This window comes from Hymenobacter sp. UYCo722, from assembly GCF_040547115.1.
In the GTDB taxonomy this organism is placed as follows: domain Bacteria; phylum Bacteroidota; class Bacteroidia; order Cytophagales; family Hymenobacteraceae; genus Hymenobacter.
Genome location: NZ_JBEPPC010000004.1, coordinates 176,093 through 197,544, shown reverse-complemented (window position 1 = coordinate 197,544; position 21,452 = coordinate 176,093). Strand labels below are relative to the sequence as shown.

The 21,452-nt window shown below is 62.9% G+C and carries 25 protein-coding genes; 11 read left to right on the top strand and 14 right to left on the bottom strand.

The window, feature by feature from the left end; translation table 11 throughout:
• The first annotated feature begins 59 nt into the window (after nt 1–59).
• The 3 genes from ABIB44_RS12455 (at nt 60) to frr (ending at nt 2,091) form a co-directional block, all read left to right on the top strand.
• Nucleotides 60–563 (top strand): acyl-CoA carboxylase biotin carboxyl carrier protein subunit, encoded by a 504-nt coding sequence (locus tag ABIB44_RS12455; RefSeq protein WP_354584994.1) that lies wholly within the window; start codon nt 60–62, stop codon nt 561–563.
• A gap of 46 nt (nt 564–609) precedes the next feature.
• Nucleotides 610–1,413, top strand: coding sequence for a UMP kinase (gene pyrH / locus ABIB44_RS12450; protein ID WP_354584993.1), 804 nt, complete (start codon nt 610–612; stop codon nt 1,411–1,413).
• Between the two features lie 114 nt (nt 1,414–1,527).
• On the top strand, nt 1,528–2,091 hold the full coding sequence (frr, locus tag ABIB44_RS12445; RefSeq protein ID WP_354584992.1) for a ribosome recycling factor: 564 nt from the start codon (nt 1,528–1,530) through the stop codon (nt 2,089–2,091).
• Nucleotides 2,092–2,214: 123 nt separating this feature from the next.
• On the opposite strand, the gene nadD is transcribed toward frr, so the two are convergent.
• The 6 genes from nadD to ABIB44_RS12415 all read right to left on the bottom strand — a co-directional run bounded on the left by nadD (nt 2,215) and on the right by ABIB44_RS12415 (nt 6,520).
• Nucleotides 2,215–2,781, bottom strand: a complete 567-nt coding sequence (gene nadD / locus ABIB44_RS12440; RefSeq protein ID WP_354584991.1) for a nicotinate (nicotinamide) nucleotide adenylyltransferase — start codon at nt 2,779–2,781, stop codon at nt 2,215–2,217.
• Between the two features lie 15 nt (nt 2,782–2,796).
• Nucleotides 2,797–3,381: a guanylate kinase gene (gene gmk / locus ABIB44_RS12435; RefSeq protein WP_354584990.1), complete on the bottom strand. Its 585-nt coding sequence runs from the start codon at nt 3,379–3,381 to the stop codon at nt 2,797–2,799.
• Between the two features lie 29 nt (nt 3,382–3,410).
• The gene (locus ABIB44_RS12430; protein WP_354584989.1) at nt 3,411–3,713 is read right to left on the bottom strand and encodes a hypothetical protein; all 303 of its coding nucleotides are present in this window, start codon (nt 3,711–3,713) and stop codon (nt 3,411–3,413) included.
• A 72-nt stretch (nt 3,714–3,785) separates the two neighbouring features.
• Nucleotides 3,786–4,430 carry a sigma-70 family RNA polymerase sigma factor gene (locus ABIB44_RS12425; RefSeq protein ID WP_354584988.1) on the bottom strand — a complete coding sequence of 215 codons (645 nt, stop codon included), beginning with the start codon at nt 4,428–4,430 and terminating at the stop codon, nt 3,786–3,788.
• 276 nt (nt 4,431–4,706) lie between these two features.
• A complete protein-coding gene (locus ABIB44_RS12420) occupies nt 4,707–5,756 on the bottom strand; it encodes a glycosyltransferase family 9 protein (protein WP_354584987.1) in 1,050 nt (349 codons plus the stop codon).
• On the bottom strand, nt 5,753–6,520 hold the full coding sequence (locus ABIB44_RS12415; protein ID WP_354584986.1) for a glycosyltransferase family 2 protein: 768 nt from the start codon (nt 6,518–6,520) through the stop codon (nt 5,753–5,755). The genes ABIB44_RS12420 and ABIB44_RS12415 overlap by 4 nt, the downstream gene beginning before the upstream one ends.
• A gap of 86 nt (nt 6,521–6,606) precedes the next feature.
• Between ABIB44_RS12415 and ABIB44_RS12410 the strand changes: the two genes are divergently transcribed.
• The 3 genes from ABIB44_RS12410 (at nt 6,607) to ABIB44_RS12400 (ending at nt 8,768) form a co-directional block, all read left to right on the top strand.
• Nucleotides 6,607–7,791, top strand: coding sequence for a hypothetical protein (locus tag ABIB44_RS12410; RefSeq protein ID WP_354584985.1), 1,185 nt, complete (start codon nt 6,607–6,609; stop codon nt 7,789–7,791).
• 103 nt (nt 7,792–7,894) lie between these two features.
• Entirely contained in the window at nt 7,895–8,122 is a 228-nt protein-coding gene (locus tag ABIB44_RS12405) for a hypothetical protein (protein ID WP_354584984.1), read from the top strand.
• Between the two features lie 115 nt (nt 8,123–8,237).
• Nucleotides 8,238–8,768 carry a GNAT family N-acetyltransferase gene (locus tag ABIB44_RS12400; protein WP_354584983.1) on the top strand — a complete coding sequence of 177 codons (531 nt, stop codon included), beginning with the start codon at nt 8,238–8,240 and terminating at the stop codon, nt 8,766–8,768.
• A 19-nt stretch (nt 8,769–8,787) separates the two neighbouring features.
• Here ABIB44_RS12400 and ABIB44_RS12395 read toward each other — a convergent pair whose 3' ends face one another.
• The 4 genes from ABIB44_RS12395 to ABIB44_RS12380 all read right to left on the bottom strand — a co-directional run bounded on the left by ABIB44_RS12395 (nt 8,788) and on the right by ABIB44_RS12380 (nt 13,368).
• The gene (locus ABIB44_RS12395) at nt 8,788–10,899 is read right to left on the bottom strand and encodes a T9SS type A sorting domain-containing protein (RefSeq protein WP_354584982.1); all 2,112 of its coding nucleotides are present in this window, start codon (nt 10,897–10,899) and stop codon (nt 8,788–8,790) included.
• A 187-nt stretch (nt 10,900–11,086) separates the two neighbouring features.
• Nucleotides 11,087–11,869 carry a hypothetical protein gene (locus ABIB44_RS12390; protein WP_354584981.1) on the bottom strand — a complete coding sequence of 261 codons (783 nt, stop codon included), beginning with the start codon at nt 11,867–11,869 and terminating at the stop codon, nt 11,087–11,089.
• Nucleotides 11,870–11,923: 54 nt separating this feature from the next.
• Nucleotides 11,924–12,895, bottom strand: coding sequence for a glycoside hydrolase family 43 protein (locus ABIB44_RS12385; RefSeq protein ID WP_354584980.1), 972 nt, complete (start codon nt 12,893–12,895; stop codon nt 11,924–11,926).
• 50 nt (nt 12,896–12,945) lie between these two features.
• Nucleotides 12,946–13,368, bottom strand: coding sequence for a hypothetical protein (locus ABIB44_RS12380; protein WP_354584979.1), 423 nt, complete (start codon nt 13,366–13,368; stop codon nt 12,946–12,948).
• Nucleotides 13,369–13,567: 199 nt separating this feature from the next.
• Between ABIB44_RS12380 and ABIB44_RS12375 the strand changes: the two genes are divergently transcribed.
• Together ABIB44_RS12375 and ABIB44_RS12370 are read left to right on the top strand one after the other, a co-directional pair.
• Complete coding sequence (locus ABIB44_RS12375; protein WP_354584978.1) at nt 13,568–14,392, top strand: S1/P1 nuclease; 825 nt, start codon at nt 13,568–13,570, stop codon at nt 14,390–14,392.
• 157 nt (nt 14,393–14,549) lie between these two features.
• A complete protein-coding gene (locus ABIB44_RS12370; RefSeq protein ID WP_354584977.1) occupies nt 14,550–15,155 on the top strand; it encodes a hypothetical protein in 606 nt (201 codons plus the stop codon).
• 75 nt (nt 15,156–15,230) lie between these two features.
• On the opposite strand, the gene ABIB44_RS12365 is transcribed toward ABIB44_RS12370, so the two are convergent.
• Nucleotides 15,231–16,721 (bottom strand): amidase, encoded by a 1,491-nt coding sequence (locus ABIB44_RS12365; RefSeq protein ID WP_354584976.1) that lies wholly within the window; start codon nt 16,719–16,721, stop codon nt 15,231–15,233.
• 163 nt (nt 16,722–16,884) lie between these two features.
• On the opposite strand from ABIB44_RS12365, the gene ABIB44_RS12360 reads away from it, so the two are divergent.
• Entirely contained in the window at nt 16,885–17,241 is a 357-nt protein-coding gene (locus ABIB44_RS12360; protein WP_354584975.1) for a glyoxalase superfamily protein, read from the top strand.
• Nucleotides 17,242–17,270: 29 nt separating this feature from the next.
• On the opposite strand, the gene ABIB44_RS12355 is transcribed toward ABIB44_RS12360, so the two are convergent.
• The 3 genes from ABIB44_RS12355 to ABIB44_RS12345 all read right to left on the bottom strand — a co-directional run bounded on the left by ABIB44_RS12355 (nt 17,271) and on the right by ABIB44_RS12345 (nt 20,280).
• The gene (locus tag ABIB44_RS12355) at nt 17,271–18,017 is read right to left on the bottom strand and encodes a LytR/AlgR family response regulator transcription factor (protein WP_354584974.1); all 747 of its coding nucleotides are present in this window, start codon (nt 18,015–18,017) and stop codon (nt 17,271–17,273) included.
• A 61-nt stretch (nt 18,018–18,078) separates the two neighbouring features.
• A complete protein-coding gene (locus ABIB44_RS12350; RefSeq protein WP_354584972.1) occupies nt 18,079–19,245 on the bottom strand; it encodes a sensor histidine kinase in 1,167 nt (388 codons plus the stop codon).
• A gap of 87 nt (nt 19,246–19,332) precedes the next feature.
• Nucleotides 19,333–20,280 carry an alpha/beta fold hydrolase gene (locus tag ABIB44_RS12345; protein ID WP_354584971.1) on the bottom strand — a complete coding sequence of 316 codons (948 nt, stop codon included), beginning with the start codon at nt 20,278–20,280 and terminating at the stop codon, nt 19,333–19,335.
• Nucleotides 20,281–20,556: 276 nt separating this feature from the next.
• Between ABIB44_RS12345 and ABIB44_RS12340 the strand changes: the two genes are divergently transcribed.
• Both ABIB44_RS12340 and ABIB44_RS12335 read left to right on the top strand, forming a co-directional pair.
• Complete coding sequence (locus ABIB44_RS12340) at nt 20,557–21,024, top strand: carboxypeptidase-like regulatory domain-containing protein (RefSeq protein WP_354584970.1); 468 nt, start codon at nt 20,557–20,559, stop codon at nt 21,022–21,024.
• An 82-nt stretch (nt 21,025–21,106) separates the two neighbouring features.
• Entirely contained in the window at nt 21,107–21,430 is a 324-nt protein-coding gene (locus tag ABIB44_RS12335; RefSeq protein ID WP_354584969.1) for an ArsR/SmtB family transcription factor, read from the top strand.
• Nucleotides 21,431–21,452: the final 22 nt, after the last annotated feature.

Here is a 21,452-nt window from a genome sequence, read left to right as displayed (position 1 = left end):
ATTAATTTGAGATTTGGCCTACCTTTAACCCCGCTTCACTCCCATCCAAGCTCACTCCAATGTTCCAAATCAACACCGGCGCCAACCAGCAATGGGAAGTCGATTACCGCAGCCCCGATGCGGTGATGCTTAACAGCGAACCATTTGCATGGGACATTGCTGACCTGGGAGGCGGGCGATTCCACATCCTCTACGAAGGTCGCTCCTTTAACGCTGAGGTTGTCGAAGCCGACTACGTCACCAAGAACATTGTCCTCAAACTAAACGGCCAGCGGGTGGAGTTGCAAGCAAAGGACCGGTTCGACCTGCTACTCGAACGCCTGGGCATGGCGAACGCCACAGCTACCAAGGTGAACGAACTCAAAGCCCCCATGCCGGGCCTCATCGTCGACATTCGGGTGCAGCCCGGCCAGGCCGTCCAAAAAGGCGACCCGCTGCTGGTGCTTGAGGCCATGAAAATGGAAAATATCCTGAAAGCCCCCGCCGATGGCATCGTGAGCGGCCTGAAAGTGGTACTGCGCGACAACGTGCAGAAAGGCCAGGTGCTGGTACAGTTTGCCTAGCCACCGGCGGGCCTCTTCATTATCCGATTTAATCGTTCCTTACGCTTTGAAATATAATCGCATCCTCCTCAAGCTCAGCGGCGAAGCGCTGATGGGCCAGCAGCAATACGGCATCGACGCCGAACGGCTGATGCAGTACGCCTCCGAAATTAAGTCTGTGCAGGCCACGGGGGTACAGGTGGCCGTCGTGATTGGTGGGGGCAACATCTACCGCGGCGTGCAGGCCGAAGCTTTTGGCCTCGACCGCGTGCAGGGCGACTACATGGGCATGCTGGCCACGGTCATCAACTCGATGGCTTTGCAAAGCGCCCTGGAAAAGCTGGAGGTGAGCACGCGCCTGCTCTCGGGCCTCACCATCCAGCGGGTGTGCGAGCCGTATATCCGGCGGCGCGCCGTGCGGCACCTGGAGAAAGGTCGGGTCGTTATTTTTGGAGCGGGCATCGGTTCGCCTTATTTCACGACCGACTCGGCGGCTTCGCTGCGGGCCATTGAGATTGAGGCCGACGTGGTGCTGAAAGGCACGCGGGTGGATGGCATTTACACGGCCGACCCGGAAAAAGACCCCACCGCCACGCGCTACCCCGAAATCACCTTCGACGAAGTACTGAGCAAGAACCTGAACGTGATGGACATGACGGCCTTCACGCTCTGCAAGGAAAATAACCTGCCTATCATCGTGTTCGACATGAACACGCCCGGCAACCTCGAGCGCCTGCTAAACGGCGAACCCATGGGCACCCTGGTAAGCATGGGCGGTACCGACGCGGGCCGTGACGGCCGCAAGCCCTTGCCAGAACCCACGCAAAGCCTGCTGCGCCCGATGGTGGGCAACCAGCCCGAGCAAGCGTAAAATCAATGAGTAATTATCAATGAACAATGAGCAATTTTGTGGCGGCAAACACGCCCCTGCTCCGTTCGGGTAATTGCTCAGTGCTTATTGTTAATTGTTAATTGCTTTCAAAAGATGGACGAAGAAATTCAGTTTTACCTTGATGAGCTGGCCGAGTCGATGGCCAAGGCCCTGGCGCATGTGAACGTAGAGATGAGCCGCATTCGGGCTGGCAAGGCCTCGCCGGCCATGCTCGACGGCCTGCGCGTAGATTACTACGGTACGCCCACACCCGTCAGCCAGATTGCCAACATCTCGGCTCCCGATGCTCGCTCGCTGCTCATCAAGCCCTGGGAGAAAAATATGGTCGTTGAAGTGGCTAAGGCTATCAAAAACAGCGACCTGGGCCTGAACCCAGTTTCGGATGCCGATGGGGTGCGCCTGAATATCCCAGCTATGACCGAGGAGCGCCGCCGCGACTTGGTGAAGCAGGCCAAGAATGAGTCGGAAGCCGGCAAGGTGCGCGTGCGCGGCATCCGCAAGGATGTGAACGAGTCGCTGCGCAAGCTGCTGAAGGAAGGCGCTTCGGAAGATGCCGTAAAAAGCGCCGAAGAAAAGGTGCAGAAAACGACCGACACGTACATTGCGGAGGTGGATAAAACCTTCAGCAAGAAAGAATCGGAGATTATGACCATCTGATTTGGTCTCCCTGGAAACGACAAAGCCCGGCGAAATTCGTCGGGCTTTTTTGATTTTTTCAGGCGGAACACGCCACGTTTCAAGCGTGGATGAAGCAGGACAAACAATCTGGAGTCACTACTGCTATTTTTCCAGCTCGGCTTCGACGGCGGCGGGCACGAGGTAGCGGATACTGTGGCCCTGACGCAGGCTTTCGCGGATATAGGTAGCGGAAATGTCCAGCAACGGAGCTGCCACGACACGGGCGCGGGGAAAAGCGGCCAGGTCGGGCAGCGGGCTGCCGGAGCGCGGGTACACGTAGAGGTCGATTTCGGCGAGCAGGCGGGCGGCTTCGCGCCAGCGCGGCAGTCCGGCGAGGTTATCGGCCCCCATCAAAAGCACGAAATCGGTGTCGGGGTGGCGCTGGCGCAGGGCATCGAGCGTGGCGATGGTGTAACTGGGGCGGAGCAGACTGAATTCGATTTCTTCGGCGCGCAGGCGGGGGTTGCCGGCAATGGCCAGCTGCACGAGGTGCAGGCGCTCAGCATCAGGACGGAGGTCGGTGGCGGCTTTGAAAGGGCTGTGGGGGGATACCACGAGCCAGACCTGGGCCAAATCGGTGCGCGTGGCGAAATGCTCGGCCAGAATGAGGTGGCCGACGTGCACAGGATTGAACGACCCGAACAGCAGGCCGATGCGTTGCGTTGCCATGCTTCGCTTGTTCAGCTATACGATGGAGGGCTCGCCGCTGATGAAGCTGCTTACGAGATGCTCGGCGTGGGCGCAGGCCTCGTTGAGGTCGTCGTTGACGACGGTGACATCGAACCGGTCTTCGAACGCAAGCTCGAAATTGGCCTTGTATACCCGCGAGGAAATGCTGGATTTTGAGTCGGTGGCTCGGGCATTGAGGCGCTGCTCGAGGACTTCGATGGAAGGCGGCCGCACGAAAATGGCCAGCGCACGGTCCTTGTAGAACTCTTTGATGCTGAGGCCGCCCTTCACGTCAACATCGAGTATAGCGTGCTTGCCGCTGGCCCAGATGCGCTCGATTTCGGATTTAAGGGTCCCGTAAAAGGCCCCCTCGTACACTTCTTCCCACTCAACAAATTCGTTGTGCCGAATTTTGTCCTGGAAGTCCTGAACGGAGATGAAATGGTAGTCTTTGCCATTGACTTCGGCGCGCCCGCGGCGGTCGCGGGTACAGGCCGAAATGGAAAAGCTTAGCTCGGGCAGCCGGTCCATGAGGCGGTGCACGATGGTGGTTTTACCGGCTCCCGAAGGAGCCGAAAACACAATAATTTTGCCTTGCATCGCGCAAAGCTAGCCAGTGGCAGCCGGAATTAAGCCACCTCGGCCCCAACGCGGGCCAGAATTGACTGGTGCAGGCTGGCCGGAATGGGCCGGCGCGACACGCGCTGATTGAGGAAGCCGATGAACACGCGCTGCTTTTCGAGGTCTTCGAAGCAGGGCGAACAATCGGTCGCGTGGTCGTAGAGGTAATCCTCGTCGGCCTCAGTCACGGCGTGGCCATCGATGAGTTGGTCTAGTACAGTATTCACTCGGTCGCAGTCGGGGCCATTATCCGGCGGGGCCGGGGCAACGGGGGCCGACGTGTTGGTTTTTATAGTAGCAGATTGTGCCATAATTGAAAATTGCTGGGAAAGGGGTGAATAACAACGCCGTACAAAGCTACCAATGTACCCTTGCTGTTGACGTTAATTATTATCGGCCTCGGTTAGTTCCGTTTCGTCGTCTATTGTATCATTGCCATATCCCATTGACTGGGCGTATTTCTCGAGCTTGTCCTTGAGAAAGTTACGGGCCCGGTGCAGGCGCGAGCGTACCGTACCAATCGGAATATCAAGCACTTTCGCCATCTCCTCATAAGTAAAACCTTCCAGGTCACAGAGGATGATGACGGTACGAAAATCGACGGGCAAAGAATTCAGGGCACTGGCTACTTCATCGCCGATGAGGTCGCGGGCCGACTGCTGGCGCATGTCGGACGACGAGGCCCCGATTTCGCCTTCGGCCTCCACATCATCAGGGTTATAATAGCCCTCAATCTCGCTATAGTCGACTTTGGCGGGCTGCTTGCTCTTCTTGCGAAAGTCGTTGATGAACGAATTCTTGAGAATGCGAAACAGCCAGGCCTTGGCATTGGTACCGGGCTCAAAGTACTCAAAAAAGCGGTACGCCTTGAGGTAGGTTTCCTGCACCAAGTCGTTGGCATCGTCCTCGTCGAGGGTGAGGCGATAGGCAAAGTTGTAGAGCGGGTCGAGCACGGGCATGAGCTCGGCCTGAAAGCGCCGGTCTTTTTCCTCTTTACTCAATTTAACCCGTTCGGGAGAATCGCTCATGCTGGGGCAGGGTAATTGCAGGCCGAAACCTACGAAATAATAGATGATTGGGGCAAATAACCAGGACGTTGGCAGCAACTCGGAAGCAAGGGGTGGCCGAGTTGCCGGTTGCGTCAGCGCCGCCGTTCGTAGCCCGGGCGAGCACCAAACAGCTACAGCCAACGCACGGCCCAGTGACCGATGTACGGATTGCCATGCCGCCTAGGTTGCACAAATACCAGCCAGCAGCAAACTAACTAGATGAATAGGGGTTTGTTTGCCGTCGAAAAGCGGAACTTATCCGGCTGTTGCGGGCTGCCAGGCCAACACTCGGGCAGCTACCGCTACCGCCTCAATGGCCCGGATGCAGGTGCAGGCCGCCGGGCGGGTGCGGCAGGCCTGGCAATCGGGTTTGTCGAAGACCATGTACCCGGCATGAAGACCCAGCGGGGCCCAGCGGCCGGGGTGCATAGGCCGGATGGGTGGGTACAGGCCCAACGCGTGGCGGCCCAGCGCGGCAGCGAGGTGCAGCGGACCGGTGCTGCCCGCCACGAGGCCATCGGTGGCGGCAATGAAGGCAATAAACTGCGGCAGGCTAAGCTGGCCGGTGAGGTCGGCGGCCAGGTACGGGGCATTTTCACGCCGCCAGTCGGCCAGCTCCTCCCCTTCGGCCGCCGTGCCGGTAATAAAAACGCGGTGGCCGGCCGCGTGCAACAGCTGGGCAAGGCGGGCAAAGTTAACCAGGCCCCACTCGCGGGCGCTGCCCCGGCTGCGCGGGTGCAGGATGACATTGAGCTGACTGGAGCGACGCCCGGTGAGCAGCTGCTGCCAGGCTTCAGCCAGCGGCTCGGGGGCTGCGAGGTGCACTAACGGGGCCACGGCCAGTAGCGGGGTTGCCAAAGCGCCGCCCAGGGGCCGGAGCAGCTGCAGGTTCAGCTGAGCCTCGTGCAGGGGCGAATGGCGGCGGCTGAGGGCCACCAACCGGTTGCAGGTGAGCCAGTGCTGCCAGCGGTTGCGCGTGCCGATGCGCACGGGAATGCGGGCTTTTTGGGCCAGCCGGGCCAGCAGCTTGTTGGGGAAGACGTGGACGATGGCAGCGGCACCAAACTGGCGCAGGGCGGCAACCTGGGCGGCTTCGGGCAGCGGCTGCAGCTCATCGAGGTTCAGAAAATCGTCCACCCACGGGCAGGCGGCGGCCACGGCAGCGGTGTAGCTGCGGCCGATAAGCACCACCCGGCAGCCGGGGAATAATTCCTTCAGGCGCGCGCAGACCGGCAGGGTCAGAACTACGTCGCCGATGGCATCGGTGCGCGAGACGAGGAAGGTGGGCGGCGTTTCCGGGCTCATGCTTCGGCGCGTTCGGTGCGGGTTTTCAGCTTCGCGAATTTCAGGAATACGCCCCAGGCTGAGATGCCGGCGATGCACAGGCCGGCAAAACCGTCGAGGAAACCGAGGCGTAAAACGTAGCCGTGCACAAATTTCCAGAGCGGTTTCAGCAGCAGGTGGAATACGTTGACCTCGGTTTTGCCGCGCAGGGCCAGCTCCTGGGCCGTAATGCTGGTGAACTTGTTGAGCTGGGTGACGTGCTGGGCCACCGAATGGTAGCTGAAGTGCAGGGCGTGGCCGGCCAGCGGGGCGGTAGTCAGGCCGGGGTTCACCTCAAATTTCTCGTGTAGCAGCAGGCCCGTCCAGCGGCCCAGGCGACGGTCGTAGAGGCGCAGCTTGCGGTCGGGGTACCAGCCGCCGTGGCGCACCCAGTGGCCACAGTAGTTGGTGAGGCGGGCCAGGGAGTAAGCCGCGTGCCGCCAGTCGGCTTGGGCGGCGCGGATGGCCTGGCGCAGCTCGTCGGTGAGGACTTCGTCGGCATCGAGCTGGAGGACGTGGTCGAACCGAGCCTGACTGGTGGCGTAGTTTTTTTGCTCGACGTAACCAGCGAAGGAATGCTGAATGACGCGCGCGCCATGCTGCCGGCATATTTCAACGGTACTATCCGTGGAGAAGGAATCGACGACCAGCACGTCGTCGGCCAATTCGCCCAGCGCTTGGAGGCAGCGGGCGATGTTGGCCTCCTCGTTGAAGGTGATGATGACGACGGAGAGGGGAACGGGCATGGGCCGGCAAAGGTAAGCGGGCAGCAAAATGCGAGCGGCAACCATCTTTGCCGTTCTTCTCACCCATCCTTTTATGCTTGCACCTCATGTCCGTGCCGCTGCCTGAGTTTCGCAAATACTACCTGGCTAGCGGCTGGCGCATTTTTATGGGTGTGGTCGCACCGCTGCTGATAGCGCTTTTCGTAGGCATGCCGCTACTCTGGTGGCGGGGAAAACCGATGCCGCTACTTACGGCGCTCTATTGCCTAATCCCCCTTGGCTTCGCCCTGCTGTTCCTCTACGGCCTGATGGAGGCTGCCTGGGGCTACATCACTATCACTACCGAAGGCATTACAGAAAGCGGAGTATTGGGCCGCCACCAGCTGGTCTGGGTCGAGATTAAGGGCTACCGAATAAGCAAGAATTACCTGCGCCTCTTTCCTGTCGATGCGCGCAAGCGGCCTGTGAAAATTGGCCTCCTCACCGAGGAAATAGAAAAAATTGCCCGTTGGATAACCAGCTACTATCCAAACCTCAGTCCGCAGGAGGCCACCGAAACCAATGTTCCGCCCGAGCCCTTTGCTTCGCCGGCCGGGCAAACGGCCCGGACCAAACAGCGCACCGAAGCCCAGCAGACCGCCCGGCTACTAAACCGGGCTAGCTGGATAGTTGCCGCCTGGTTGATTTTTTACCCCGCGCCCTATACGCTGGCCGTGATGGCAGGCATTCTGCTGCCACTCGGGGCGGCAGTGGCCCAGGGGCTGTATCCGGGCCTGCTGCGGCCCGATGAACCAGATGGCAGTGGGACCGCGTCGCTCGGCTTCGCCCTGATTTTGCCGGGAGTTGGCTTGTTTGTCAGAATGCTGTTTGATATGGAACTGGTCAGCGTGGCGGCCGTCCAACGGTGGGCGTATCCGGTGGGTGGAGGCTTTGCCCTACTGCTGGTGGCCGGTAGCTGGCGACACTTGGTGGGCAAAAACCGGGATTCCGGACAGCTCATTATTATCCTGACAGCAGCGCTGTTTTTCGGGTATAGCGCTCCGGTGGCCTATAACGTGGCATTCGACGCGGGCCTACCAGCTTACTATGCGCCCCGGCTGCTCCGCAAGTATATCAACAACGATGAGTTTTCCGGATTTATGGCCATTGTGCAGCCGTGGGGGCCATTGCGTGACTCGGCGGGGGTGCATGTAAGCCGCACGCAGTACCAGCGACTTCGGCCTGGCACCCTGGTGCGGGTGCGCCTGATGCCGGGTGCGCTCGGCATTGCGTGGTTCCGGACCGTAGAGTAAAATTCCGGGCGACCAATTACCGATTGGCTACCCGAAGTCCTACTTTTCCGCATGACAAGCCGCCAAGCGTGCGTAACTTGCGGCCCTATTTGCAATTTCATCGATGAAAAAAACGCTCCTGCCCGGCCTGCTGGCCGCTGCCCTGTTGTCGCTCACGCTGCCTTCGTGCGGCCCCTCGGTTGATAGCGAGGACGACATTGTCACCACCGCCCTGCCGCCCCTGCCCGCCGCGCCCGACACCACCTCGGGGGCCAAGAAGCCCGAACAATTTCGCGAGCTGAACGCGGTGAACGCCACCGAAGACATCAAGAAGATGCAGCCGCAAATGTAATTTTGCTCAATGAGCAATTATTAATGAGCAATGAACAATGTCCACAGTGGCGTTTTTCATTGCTCATTTTTGTTGCTGTTCGTTTCGACTTCCACCCTTAAGTATTCGCCCGACCTTGACAACTGCTGACTACACCCTGCGCCGCGGCGTGGAAACCGACTTGCCCCAGGTACTGGGCCTCATTAAAGAGCTGGCTGAGTTCGAAAAGGCTCCGGATGCCGTGACCAACACGCTGGCCGCCATGCAGCGCGACGGCTTCGGGCCGGAGCCCATTTTCGGCTTTTTCGTACTGGAGAATGCAGCGGCCGACATCATCGGCCTGGCGCTCTACTACACGGCCTACTCCACCTGGAAGGGCCGGATGCTTTATCTCGAAGACCTGGTGGTAACCGGGGCCGCCCGGCGCGGTGGCCTGGGCCGGCTGCTCTTCGATGCGGTGGTGGCCGAGGCCCGCGCCACCGGAGCCGTGCGCATGAAGTGGCAGGTACTCGACTGGAACGAGTCCGCCATCGGCTTCTATCGAAAGCTGGGGGCCAACATCGAGAGCGAATGGCTCAACGGCAACCTCGACGAGGCGCAACTAAGCCGCTACGAGGTAGCGCCGGCGGCCCGGGCAGCAGCCGAACCCACCACGCGCAGCCTGTAGAAGCAGCACACTGGCGGCGCTACTCCCGCATGAACTTCCGGGTGCCGGTGCCCCCCTGCGCATCCTGCCAGCGCAGCAGGTAGAAGCCGGGGCGAATGCCGGCCACATCGATACTAAGCAGACCAAGGCCGGCTGCCACGGTGAGGCTGACAGCGCGCACAAGGCGCCCCTGCTCGTCGTACACCCGAAAAGCAACCACGCCCGCCGCCGCGGCCGGATATTGCAGCTGCAGTACCTCGCCGGCCACGGGGTTGGGGAAGATGCCCGCCGTAGCACCTTCGGAGCTGAGCAGCACGGAGGCAGTGTTGTCGAGCGAGCCATCGGGACGCACCAGGCGCAGGCGGTAGTAGCGCAGGCCGGCGGGGGCCTGCGCATCGGTGAAGCTGTACTGGGCGGCGGGCGGGCGGGTGGCCACCGTGCCCACCCGCTGCCAGCTGGTGGTATCGGCCCCGACGCTGCGCTCTACCACGAAGCTGCTCAGGAAGCACTCGTCGCGGGTAGTCCAGTTCAGGGTGGCCCCGGTGCCGGCCGCGTAGGTGCCCGCCAGCGCCGTGAGCGGGGCCGGCAACATTGCCGGGCCGCCGCAGCCCAGGTTGCGGAAGCTGCGCACCCGCAACACCTGCCGGCCGCCGGCAATGTCGCTGATAGTGCTCAGGGTGCGGGCATTCTGGCCCCGGGCTACGGCGTAGTGCATCACCGCGCCGGGCAGGATGAGGTGGCTCAGCTGCTGGGCGTGGCCCAGCTCGTGCACGGCCACGGTTTCGAAATCGACTTGCGGACTGACGGCATTAGCCGGGCCGAACTGGAAGTTGGCAGCATCATCAAACTGCATATCGATTTCCTTCACCCAGAACACCACCGCGCCGTTGGGGGCGTAGCAGCCGCGGTAGTAGCTGGTGGTGCGGCCCAGCACCAGGGCGGGCAATTGAGTGCCTTGGTCAAAGGCGACGACGTTCACGCCGTCGTCGGCAATGGCGTTGCTGGGGCCGGCGGCCCCCTCCCAGTTCATACCTGTGTTGCAGCGCCACGAGGCCAGGGCCCGCTGCCAAGCCGCCGTAGGGGCCGCCACAAAGTTGGGGCCGAGCTGAAAGCTGATGCCGCCGCTGGCATTTTGGGCAACGTGGTTAGGGCGCTGGAGGAGGTTGCCGTCGGTACTCTCCACGTTGGTGAGGGCGTAGATGACGGTGACGGGCGTCAGGCTTTCGGCTGGCAGCAGCCCGTCGGTGGTGACGCGCACCAGGCCCGAACCGGCAGGACGGCCGCCGCTGGCCGCCGAGGGCACTCGCACCTGAATGCGGGTATCGGTCCAGGCGAGGTAATCGGTTTCGCGGGCTTTTACGCGGGTCGCACCGCCGTCATCGGCATTGCGAAACTCGACGAAGCCCACTCCTCGGCTGTTGCCAAAGCCGCTGCCGCTAATGGTGAGCACCGCCCCCGCCCCCGCCGGCAGGCTGAGGGGGCTAAGGCCCGTGACCAACGGAGCCAGCGTGCCAGCCGGCCGGGCCGCCGCCACTTTAGGCAGCGCCGGCAATGGGTGCAGCACCCGCCGCGCCTGCCCCGTCAGGCTGGCCAGGCGTTGGTAAAAAGCCGCGTCAAGCGCCGGGTAGGTGCGGAAGGGTTCGGCGGCAGTACCGTCGGTGGGGTTTACTTCGATGAAGCCCTGCTGGCTGCCCACCGGTGTGAGCGGCCGGCCGGCGGCGGGCAGGCCGGGCCAGGGGGCCGGCATCAGGAAAAACACGCCGCGCTGGCCGGGCGCGAGGTTCAGCGTATTGGTGAGGAGTTGCTGGTCGAGTCCCAGGCGGCCGCCTTCGGTGAGCAGCACGAGGCCGGCAGTATCGGTGGGCTGGCCTTTCAGCAGCGAAAACACCTGCAAGCGATGCCGGGTGAAAAGGCGATGGTGGCCGGCATCCCAGAAGCTTTGGGCGTCGCGCACCTGCGCTTCTACCACCAGGGTGGAGCGCTGCACCCGCTGCGCGGGAGCCATTGGCAGCATCAGACAGCGAGCTTGGGCGGTAGTCGGCGGGGCCTGGGCGCGGCTCGGGCCGGCCAGCGCAACGAACAACACCGTAGCGGCCAGCAGCCACGCGCGACCCGGCCGTAAAACACAAGGAAAAGGTAGCGGTGCGGCCATATATCAGCAGAGGGAAATGAGTGCTGCCGAAGATACGGACGGCGCGCCCCTCAGGGATGAGGTAATGGCCGGGGTATCGCAAAATTTCATTTCGCACCGAGGAAAGCCAGTGCCCACCCACCGGTTGTCGCTGGCCCGGATAACTGACGGGCGGCGCGGAAGCGGCACTTTTTTTGCGTTGCTCGGCCTATTCGGCGCTTTTGGTGGGTGGTGGCGCGGCCGGGCGGCGCTGGAGGCGGTAGGCCCGCCAGTCGCGCCAGATGGCACCCACAAACACGTTTAGGCGGTAGCTGAAGTACGAGCCGTCGAAATCCTCCTTGTAATCGATTTCGAAAACCGACTTGCGGTAGCCCACGCTGCCGCTCACGCCCAGCCAGCGGAAGGGCTTTATCAGCACGTTCACGCCAGCCTCAACGGGGAAGAACAGGCCACGCGTATCGGTTCTCACCTGGTTGTTCTGGTTGGTTTCGGTGTAGTGGCTGCGACCCAGGCCGAAATCAACCGGCAGGCTGATTTCGAGCCAGCGCCGCTGAAAAAACACGTAGCTCACATTGGGCGTGAAATAAGTGAGGTCGAGCTGAGGCGTGAGGGTGTCAATAATTTTCTTCGTGCGCTTGCCGTTTCTAATCTGATACACATACAAGTCGCCGTAGCTGCGGCTGAGGGTGTAGGCACCTAAGCCCACCCGCCAGCGGCGGTTGGGCAGCACAATACCCGCGTTCAGCCCGATGATGTGCACGGCCGAAGCCTGCACGAACGACTGCCGGTTATCGAGCGACAGCACGAAGCCCACCCGGCGACGCGGCACTTGGGCCGTGGGCGCAATGGGCGCGGGCACCACGCTGGGGGCGGCCAGCGCGGGCCGGGTAGTATCGGCGGCTACGGGCTGTTGCGCCCGGGCAGGCCGGGCTGGCAATGCCAGCAGCAACCCCAGCAACCAGCATGTACGCGTGTAGTAGTTGGCCCGCATCCTGTAAATATCGCGCCTGAATCATGATATCCAGCTGACAAAAATAATATCGCGCTATACCGTGGGCGCAGGCTGGGGCCGCCACGAGGGCGAGCCACCCGCCACGGCGGGCCAGCCGCCGGGGGTGTAAGTGAGCCGGTCGAGCAGCAGCACCCGGCGCGAGTAGCCTTCCGAGTCGTCGATGGCTTCGAAGGTGGGCTGGCGCGGGTCGATGGCGTGGCAGGCCAGCCAGTCGTGGCCGGCCGCATCGGTGATGACGCAGTTGTGGCCGGGGGCCTGCCAGTGGGCGTTGGCGGCCAGTACCGGGGCGGCCTGCACTTCAAAGGGGCCGGTGGCGTGGCGGGCACGGGCCACCAACACGGCATAGTGGGCATGCGGACCGCAGCAGTTGTCGCCCGAAAAAAACAGGTAGTACCAGCCCGAGTCGGCCCGGTAGTGCAGCCAGGCCGCTTCGATGAGGCGGTGGTAGTCGGCTTTATCATCCGAGCCGCTGGGCTGCACCACGGCCTGCGCCACGCTGCCCGGGGCAAAGCTCAGGCGGTCGGCGGCCAGCTCACGCACCCAGATGGGCCCGAAGCCCGAGCCCCAGTACAGCAGGCGCTGCCCGGTGGCGGGGTCGTCGAAGGCCATGGGGTCGATGCATGTGAAGCCGGGGCCGGCCAGCAGCGGCCGGCCGCAATCCACGAAGGGTCCGGCGGGCCCGGCCGCCACCGCCACGGCCAGGCTGAGGGCGTCGGCTCCGTCGGGCCGGGCCGAATAGTAGAGGTAGTAGCAGCCCGCCTGCAAGCTCACGTGCGGGGCCCATATTTTTTGGCTCTGTTGCGCCCATACGGGCTTTTCGGGCAGGCCCTCGCCGAGGTCCTCCCACTGCACCAAATCGCGCGAGCGGGCCACCTGCAAGTTGATGACGCGGCCGGCCCGCCGGGTTTGGGTGGCGTAGGCGTAGTACCAGCCATCGGGCGCGCGCAGGATGGTGGGGTCGGGAAAATTATCGTCGAAGACCGGGTTGGTGTAGGTGGTGGGCATGGCTGGTCTGCTTTTTTGAACGAGGTAAGGCCCGGGTACGCCCCTACCGCCTAATTGGTAGACGGCGGCACTACCGGCACCACCTGCCGGCGCAGCCACGAATAGGCCGAGGCCACATCCAGAAAGGCTACCCCGCGGGGTGCGTCGATGGCCTGCACCAGGTCTTCGGTTACCTGGCGGGCCAGGGGGTCGTGGGGCAGCACCCAGGCAATGCAGCGCAAGCCGGCGGCCTGCATATCGGCCAGCCACTGCTCGCCCCACTGCGTGAGCTGCACGGTGCTGCGCGTCATGCTCGAGTAGTCGTTCAGCAGCTTGGGGCAAGGGCGCTGGCGCTGCACAGCCAGCAGCATGCGGCAGGTCGAACGCGACATTTCCTGGTTGTAGTCGCCGCGCCAGTCGGCATACAGACAATGATTTAGGACATCGTGGCCAATGAAAACGGTGGGCGAGTCGACGAGCGGGTCCAGCTCCATGCAGAATTAAAAAGCGCCTCCGGAATAAATCGGCGGGCAAAGGTGAAGGGGTAAAGCTACCTTTTCTGCTCGAATATTCACAATTCTTGCCTCCCTGCTAATCTCAGTTTCAGTGTAGCTTTGTGGTTTGGCGCACGTTACGCCAATTTCATCCGGATAAAGTCCGGTTTCTTCTTCCTTCTTTTATTTCAACTTTCGCATGTTTCGTTCTGTGAGTGCCCGGTCGCTGGTTTTATTCGTTGTGTTGCTGCTGGCTGCGCCGCACGCGGGCCGCGCCTGGGGCGTGCTGGGGCACCGGGCTGTGGCCCGCATTGCCGAAAACCACCTTACCGCTACTGCTCGCCAGCGCGTTAGCCAGCTACTGGGCTGGGAAACAATGCCCCTGGTGAGCACCTGGGCCGACGAGTTGCGCGCCGACCCGCAGTTTAAGGAAACGGCTCCCTGGCACTACCTCAACGTGGCTACCGGGCTCGACTTCGCCGCCTTCGTGGCCCAGCTGAACGACCCCGCCCTACTGGCCCCGGCCGCGCCCACCAACGCCTACACCGCCCTGCTGCAAGCCCGCCGCGACCTGAAAGACCCCAAAAAAACCACCGACGAGAAGCGCGTGGCCCTCAAGTTTCTCATTCATCTGGTGGGCGACGTGCACCAGCCCCTGCACGTAGGCCACGCCGAAGACAAGGGCGGCAACGGCATTGTGGTGAACTGGCGCGCCAAGGACGACTCTAACCTGCACAGCGTGTGGGACACGGCCATTCTGGAATACCCCGGCTTCACCTACTCCGAGATGACGACGGCCTACGACCGCGCCACGCCCGCCGAAATCAAGCAATGGCAGAAGGACGACATGACGACCTGGCTGTTTGAATCGTACCAACTGTGCACCCCTGTTTACGCCGCTGCCGCCGCCAATCCCAGGTTCGACTGGCGCTTTTACCCCACCTTCGGCCCCGTGGCCCAGCAGCAGGTCCTCAAAGCCGGCATTCGCCTGGCCGGCGTGCTGAACGAGATTTTTGCCAAGTAGGCAGGCGCGAAAACAACTCGCCCAACAGCACCAAAAAGCCCCAATTACTGCGCCAATTGGGGCTTTTTGGTGCCAAATTCAGTCGATTGCAAAGTACCCTTTCTACCCCTCGTTTTCCTTCGTCGTGCTATTTTTATTTGGAGTCCGCAACGCGGTCATGGCAATCGCGCCGCTCTCCCGCCTGGCCTGCGCTCAATGCCAAACGCCGGGAGCGCTTTCGTGCACAGTCTTCTCGCGCTACGCGCATTTATTCTGGATACCGGCTTTCCCCATTGGCAAGTTCAGCGTGACGGTGTGTGAGCACTGCAAGCAGGTGCTCACAGCCCGCGAAATGCCTGCTAGCTACCACGCTCCCGTGCAGGAGATTCAACGGCAGGCCAAAACACCGCTCACGCATTTTGCGCTGCTCGCGCTGTTCGGCTTATTCCTTATCATCAGCCTGCTCATCAATATCTTCGACGGGCAAAAAAACACGACCGAGACGACCATCAGCACCGCTCCGGCCCAGGAAATAGTTGGCACCCGCTACAAATTCGACGTAACCGATGATGGTCGACAATATGGCCTACTAGAGGTCATCGATGTCACCGCCGACAGCGTGCACTACCGCATGACCAACCCGTTGCGTGGCAGCCTGACGGCGGGCAGCGCATCGCAGGCCCTACGCGACTCGGTAGCTCCGGCAAACGCTCACCAGCGGGCTTCAACGCAACAGTGGAATTACTCTTCCAAAGGCCAGGGCCTGTTTAAACGGCTCGATTGAGGGACGGCTGAGTTCTCCAAAATAGCCGGCCAGAGTCACGCCGTGCCTTGGCAAAACGCGGACTAAAAGCGCGTGCTACAGCGCCGGCCGCTGGGCAAACCACGGCCGGGCCTGTTCCAGCTGCCCGGCAAGCCGGAAGAGTACGTCCTCGGCACCTAGTTTCGCGATGAATTGCACGCCGCAGGGCAGGCCGTCGGCCGTCCAGTGCAGGGGTACCGACATGGCGGGCTGGCCCGTGAGGTTGGCCACCTGGGTGTAGGGCGTTTTTTCGAGGCTCTGTTCGGCCAGCTGCTCCACGATGCCCGAGCGGCGGATGAGGCCGCCGAGGCCAAAGGTGTTCACCAGCTTCAGCAAAAGCTGCTCGCTGGGCTTGGGCTGCAGCTCGCCGATGCGCACGGGCGGCGTGGCCAGCGTGGGTGTCAGCAGCAGGTCGTAGGTCTGATGGAAGCGGCCGAAGGCGCGGGCGTGGTCGTTCCAGGAGTGGCGGGCGGCGGCGAAGTCGGCGGCGGAGTAGGTGCGGCCCAGCAGGCCCAACAGCCAGGTGGTAGGCTCCACGTCGCGGGGCCGGGCCGGGCGGCCCAGGTGCTTGGCCAGCGCCGCAATGCTGGCCCCGGTTTCGCCGAAATACAGCATCAGAAACGCCGAAGCCACGGCGCGGCCATCAAAGGGCAACGGCACTTCTTCCACGTCGTGGCCCAGGCTTTCGAGCAGTTTCGCAGCCTCCGTCACGGCCGTGGCGCATTCGGGGTGCAGGGCGCTGCCCAGCGGGTGGCCCAGGCTGAAGGCAATGCGCAGGCGGCCGGGTTCCCGGCCCACTTCTTCCAGATAGGGCCGGGCCGGGTTGGGCAGGAAGTAGGGCGCGCCCGCGTCGGGGCCGCCCGTCGCGTCGAGCAGGGCCGCGCTGTCGCGCACCGAGCGGCTGAGCACGTGCTCCACGGCCGCGCCCTGCCACTTTTCGCCCTGCTCGGGGCCGGTGGGCACCCGGCCCCGGCTGGGTTTCAGTCCAAACAGGCCGCAGCAGGCCGCCGGAATTCTTATCGAGCCACCGCCGTCGCCGGCCCCGGCCACGGGCACAATGCCCGCTGCTACGGCCGCCGCTGCCCCGCCGCTGCTGCCGCCGGGCGTGTGGCCCAGGTGCCAGGGGTTGCGGGCGGGGCCGTGCAGCAGCGGCTCGGTCACGCCCATCAGGGCAAACTCGGGGGTGTTGGTTTTGCCCAGGACGTTGAGGCCGGCGGCCTGCCAGCGGCGCACCAACTCAGCGTCCTCGATGGGCACGAAGCCGCGCAGGGCCCGGCTGCCCGAGGTGTGCGGCGCACCAGCGTACTGCGCCCCAAAATCCTTCAGCAGAAACGGCACACCGCCGAACGGACCGGCCGGTAGCCCGGTGGCGGCCCGCTGCCGGGCGGGCTCGTAGAGCGGATGCACCACGGCATTGATTTGCGGGTTCACGGCTTCGGCGCGGGCCACGGCGGCGGCGCAAAGCTCGGCGGCCGTGAGTTGGCCGGAGCGCACGAGGGCAGCCTGGGCCAGGCCGTCGAGGCGGTCATATTCACTAAAGGAAAGCATGGGCTAAAGGTAGCGGGCCAAGAACATGCAATCTGCGCTACCGGGGTATTCGTACGTTCGGGCAAAACGCGTCGAAATAAGCAGCACGGTAAACCACCAATAAAGCGCTATATTTCCATTAAATAGCATTACTCAATTAACAAAGCTTCTTCCTCCATTCCTCATGGTCACGCCCGTTTTTCAGATTACGGACTACGCGCTGGCCGTGGCGTTCTACATTGACTGGCTGGGGTTCAGCATCGATTGGGAAGAGCGGCCGGCGAGTGGCGGGTACTACCTGCAGGTTTCGCGCAGCAGCATCGTGCTTCACCTCACCAACTACCCCAACGAAAGCAGCGCGGGTGCGCGGGCCATGGTCGATTTCGCGGGCCTCCTGTCGTTTCATCGCCTGCTGCTGCAAAAGGAAGCGGCCTTCCCGACCCCGCCGCTACGAAAAGCCCCCTGGAACGACCGGGTAATGCAGCTGGAGCTGTTCGACCCCGCCGGCAACTGCCTGCTGCTGGCCGAAGTGTGCGCCTGAACACTTTGCGGCGGCCGCTGGCGCTGTTCCTACAAGCTCAGCAACTCGCGGAACCGGGCCGACTGTTGCCGCGACACCTCCACTTCGGGGCCGTCGCGCAGCTGCAGCTTCAGCGTGTTGCTAAACCAAGGCTCGATGCTGGCAATCCACTTTAAGTTGATAATCTGCTGGCGGTTGGCCCGAAAAAACACTTTGGGGTCGAGGCGCGCCTCCAGCTGCTGCAAGGTGCGCGGAATAAGCGGGCGGTGGCCTTCGAAGTGAATGCGGGTGTAGCTGCCATTGATTTCGAAGAGCTTGATATCGGCCAGCTTCACAAACCAGCACCGCTCGCCATCCTTCACAAACACCTGGTCCTGGGCCGTGAGCGGGGCCAGCGGGGCTTCCTCCACGGGGCCGGCGGCGGGCGCATCGGCCGGTACCGGGGCGCTGATGCGCGTGCGGGCCTTGGCCAGCGCGGCCGCCAGCCGGGTTTCCTCCACCGGTTTCAGCAAGTAGTCGAGCGCATTCACGGCGAAGGCCTGCAGGGCGTATTCGTCGTAGGCCGTGGTGAAAATGACGTGCGGGGCCGCTTCCAGCGAAGCCAGCAGCTCGAAGCCGGTTTGGCCGGGCATCTGCACATCGAGCAGCAGCAAGTCGGGCCGCAGGGCCTGAATCTGGGCACGGGCCTCGTCGGCGTGGCGGGCTTCCCCTACTATGCTCACGTCGGGAAAGGCTTGCAGCAGGTGGCGCAGCTCGGTGCGCGCCAGGCGCGAATCGTCAACGAGAAGCACATTCATGGGCAATGGGTGAATGAGTGAATGAGTTTGGTCTGTCGTCCTGAGCTTGCGAAGGACCTTCTCATGCCTGCGCCGCACGATTTTCTGCAAGCCGTTCAGCGGTGAGAAGGTCCTTCGTAAGCTCAGGATGACGAGCGCCCACATGGGCCGCCACGCCCAGCGGCAGGCGCAGCTCGGCCGTCACGGTATCGGGCAACTGCGCGTCGTTGCCCACGCGCAGGCTGGCGGTGGGCCCAAACAGCAGCTGCAGGCGCTCGTGGGCATTGGGAAGGCCAATGCCGGTGTGGTCGGGCGCAACGGGGTCGGGCTGGTAGCGGCCGGGGTTGCGCACGGTGATGAGTACCTGCGCCGGCCCCTCCAGTTGGGCCGAAATGTGCACTGCCCCGCCGCCCGGCCGGGGCGTAATGCCGTGCTTGATGGCGTTTTCGACCAGTAGCTGCAACGTCATGGGCGGCAGCTGGGCAGCCAGGGTGGCGGGGGCCACGTCGAGGGTGTAGTGCAGGCGCTCTTCCAGCTGCAGGCTTTCGAGGGTGAGGTAATGGGCCACGGTTTCGAGCTCGCGGGCCAGGGGCACCTGCTCGCGGGTGTTCAGCTGCAGCGAGTAGCGCAGCAGGTCGGAAAGATGGGTCATCATCTCGCGGGCGCGGGCCGGGTTTTCCAGCACCAGCGCCCGGATGTTGTTCAGGCCATTGAACAGAAAATGCGGATTAATCTGGGCCTTGAGCGTCCGCATTTCGGCATCGCGCACGGCGGCGTTCAGCTTCCACTTGTCGATTTCGGCCTGCTTGTAGTTGTCGAGGTAATGCAGGCTGAAATAAACCCCCGACCACAGCAGCATAAAGAAAAACGAATTGGCCGTGTAGCCCACGTACGGCAGCCACGGAAAACCCTGCTTGGTTTGGCCCACCGGGTCCAGCAGCCAGTACAGCAGTGTTACCAGCACCCCGGTGAGAGCCATGCTGCCTATGGCCACCAGCAGGTTGCCCAGCAGCAGCCGGGGCAGCAGGGCCGGCAGCGGCAGGTGCGTCCAGCCGTGGCGGCGCAGGTACAGCCGCAGCAGGTGGCTGCCCAGCAGCATCGAACCCGCCACGATGACTTCGACGGGAATAAGTACCAGCTGAAACTTGCCGAAAACCACCGCCAGCACGCCGCCCAGCAGCCCATACGCTGCCCAGCCCCCCACCTGAAGAATCCAATACAAGCGCGGGCGGGCCGGAGAGCGGGGCATGGTTACGAATGAATAAGCAGTGGGCAAGATACAACGCCGGCCCGCAGGCCAGGGCGGCCCGGATGTGGCCAGCCGGGCCTGCTCGAATTATTTTCTGGCCACGGCTGGCTGCTTCAGAAAGGCATCGGCCTGGGCCAGAAACCAAGCCGTGTCGTCGTACATCAGGAAGTGGCGACCGGCTTCCGACATCTCGATGCGGGCCTGCGGCAGCCTGGCGTACTGCCGCGTGAAAATGGCGCGGGTGCTTTCCTTGGTCGAGCCGTACTGCGCGTAGGCGGCCCAGGCCCCAAGCACCAGCACCGGCTGCTGAATGCGGGCAATATCGTTCCGCAAATCAATGGTGTACATATCGTACATCGCCTGGGCCACGGTGGGAGCATCCGAGGCCGAGCCCCAGCGCATCAGCTGGGCCTGGCGGGCCGTGTCGGTTACCAGGCCAGCCACCATCTGGCGTTGGGTGGCGGCGGACTGGTGGCCCTGCTTCATTTGCTGGCGCAGTTGCTCGGCCATGGGCCGTGCGGTTTCCACGGTAGCAGCCGGACTCTGAATGGCGGCCAGAAAGGGCAGCGAGTCGACGATTACGAGTGGGCCGATGGCCTCGGGCTGGGCCGCGCTCAGGGCCAGCGCCAGGAAACCGCCCAGGCTGTGGCCCACAATAGTGGGCCGGCTCAGCTGCTGGGTTTTGATGTAGGCCAACAGCTGGTCGCGCACGGCGGGCAACAGCGGGTCGGCCAATGGGGCGGCCGCAGCCGCACCGCCGAAGCCGGCCAGCGAAATAATGTGGCACTGGTATCGGCGCTGGTAATGGGCCACCGTTTCGTCCCAGACCGCGCCGGGGCAGGTCAGGCCCGGAATCAGGAGCATGGGCTGGCCCTTGCCCACTACCCGCACCGTGAAGGCGGGATGCCGGGCCGGGTTGTCGGCCACGGGTTGGGCGGCGGACGTGGCAGCGGAGCCGGCGGCAAAAGCCGGCCCGGCGGCGCTCAGCAGCAACAGCGAAAAAGACAGGCGGCGGGCAAATGCAGCAGTTTTCATGGGCGGTGGTTGGGTTGTTGATGGTTGAATGACCCAAACTTACCGGCCGGCCTCGGCCCGCGAAACCCCTTTTCCGCGAACGGTAATCTGGCCGGCTGAATGGCGTGGCAGGCGGCCGAATGGCAACCCCTGGCGACGGCCACCTGGCCCCCGGTCGAAACTTTTCGTGGGTCGGCGCACGTAACAGCATTGGCGGGCGGCCATTGGGTAGCCGGTAGTCGCCCGGGGGTTGGCAACGCGGCCGGCTTTCGTCCCGCCCTTTTTCAATTTATTGCTATGCGTATTCTACTCGCTTCCTTCGTTCTATTGGCCTGCGCCGCCCGGCCCGCCGCCGCCCAAAGCAGCAGCGCTACGGCCGCCGCCAGTGCCCAGAACCAGTTGGCCCTGTCGGAAGGCCGCACCGCAGCCAGCCCACGCCGCATGCGCCTGGCCTGCGCCCCCCTGATGGGGCAGGTGTTCGAGGCCAACGGCCGCCCGCTGCTGGGTGCCACGCTGCTCGTGAAAGGCACTCACCAGGTGTATGTGACCGACGCCGAAGGCAAGTTTTTGATTACTGATGTGGTGTACCAGGGCCAGCAGCTCACCATTGGAGCCGCCGGCTACGTGAGCCAGGACGTGGCCCTCGAAGAATGCACCCTGCCCCGCCTGGTGCTGGCCAAGGAGCCCACCGCCCACATTCGCCGCTCGGGCAAGCGCGCCGGCCAGCTCATTCGCCTCGACGGCAAGAGCGTCGATATGAAATAGCTTTCGGAAACTCCTTCGCCGGGAGGAGAATTAGGTGAACGGTTCGACATATGAAATTTTATTCATACATTTGCCACTCAGTATGAGTACCTCCTTCCCCGCACCGTTGGTTGATATGGGCCTCTCCATTGAGAAGATGGAGAAAGTGGCTTTCATTCTCAAAACCACGGCGCATCCTACCCGCATTGCCATCGTGCAGCTGCTGGCGGCGCAGGAGAGCCAGTCGGTAACGGAAATCAGCGACAAGCTGAACGTGGAGCAGAGCCTGCTTTCGCACCACCTCGCCGGCATGAAGCTCAAGGGGATTCTGAGCAGCACCCGCGAGGGCAAAAATATCTATTATTCACTCAAAATGCGGGAAGTTATCGATGTGATTCAATGCCTGGCCGGCTGCACTTTTCTGTAAGGAGCCCGCGTTTTTTTGCCTT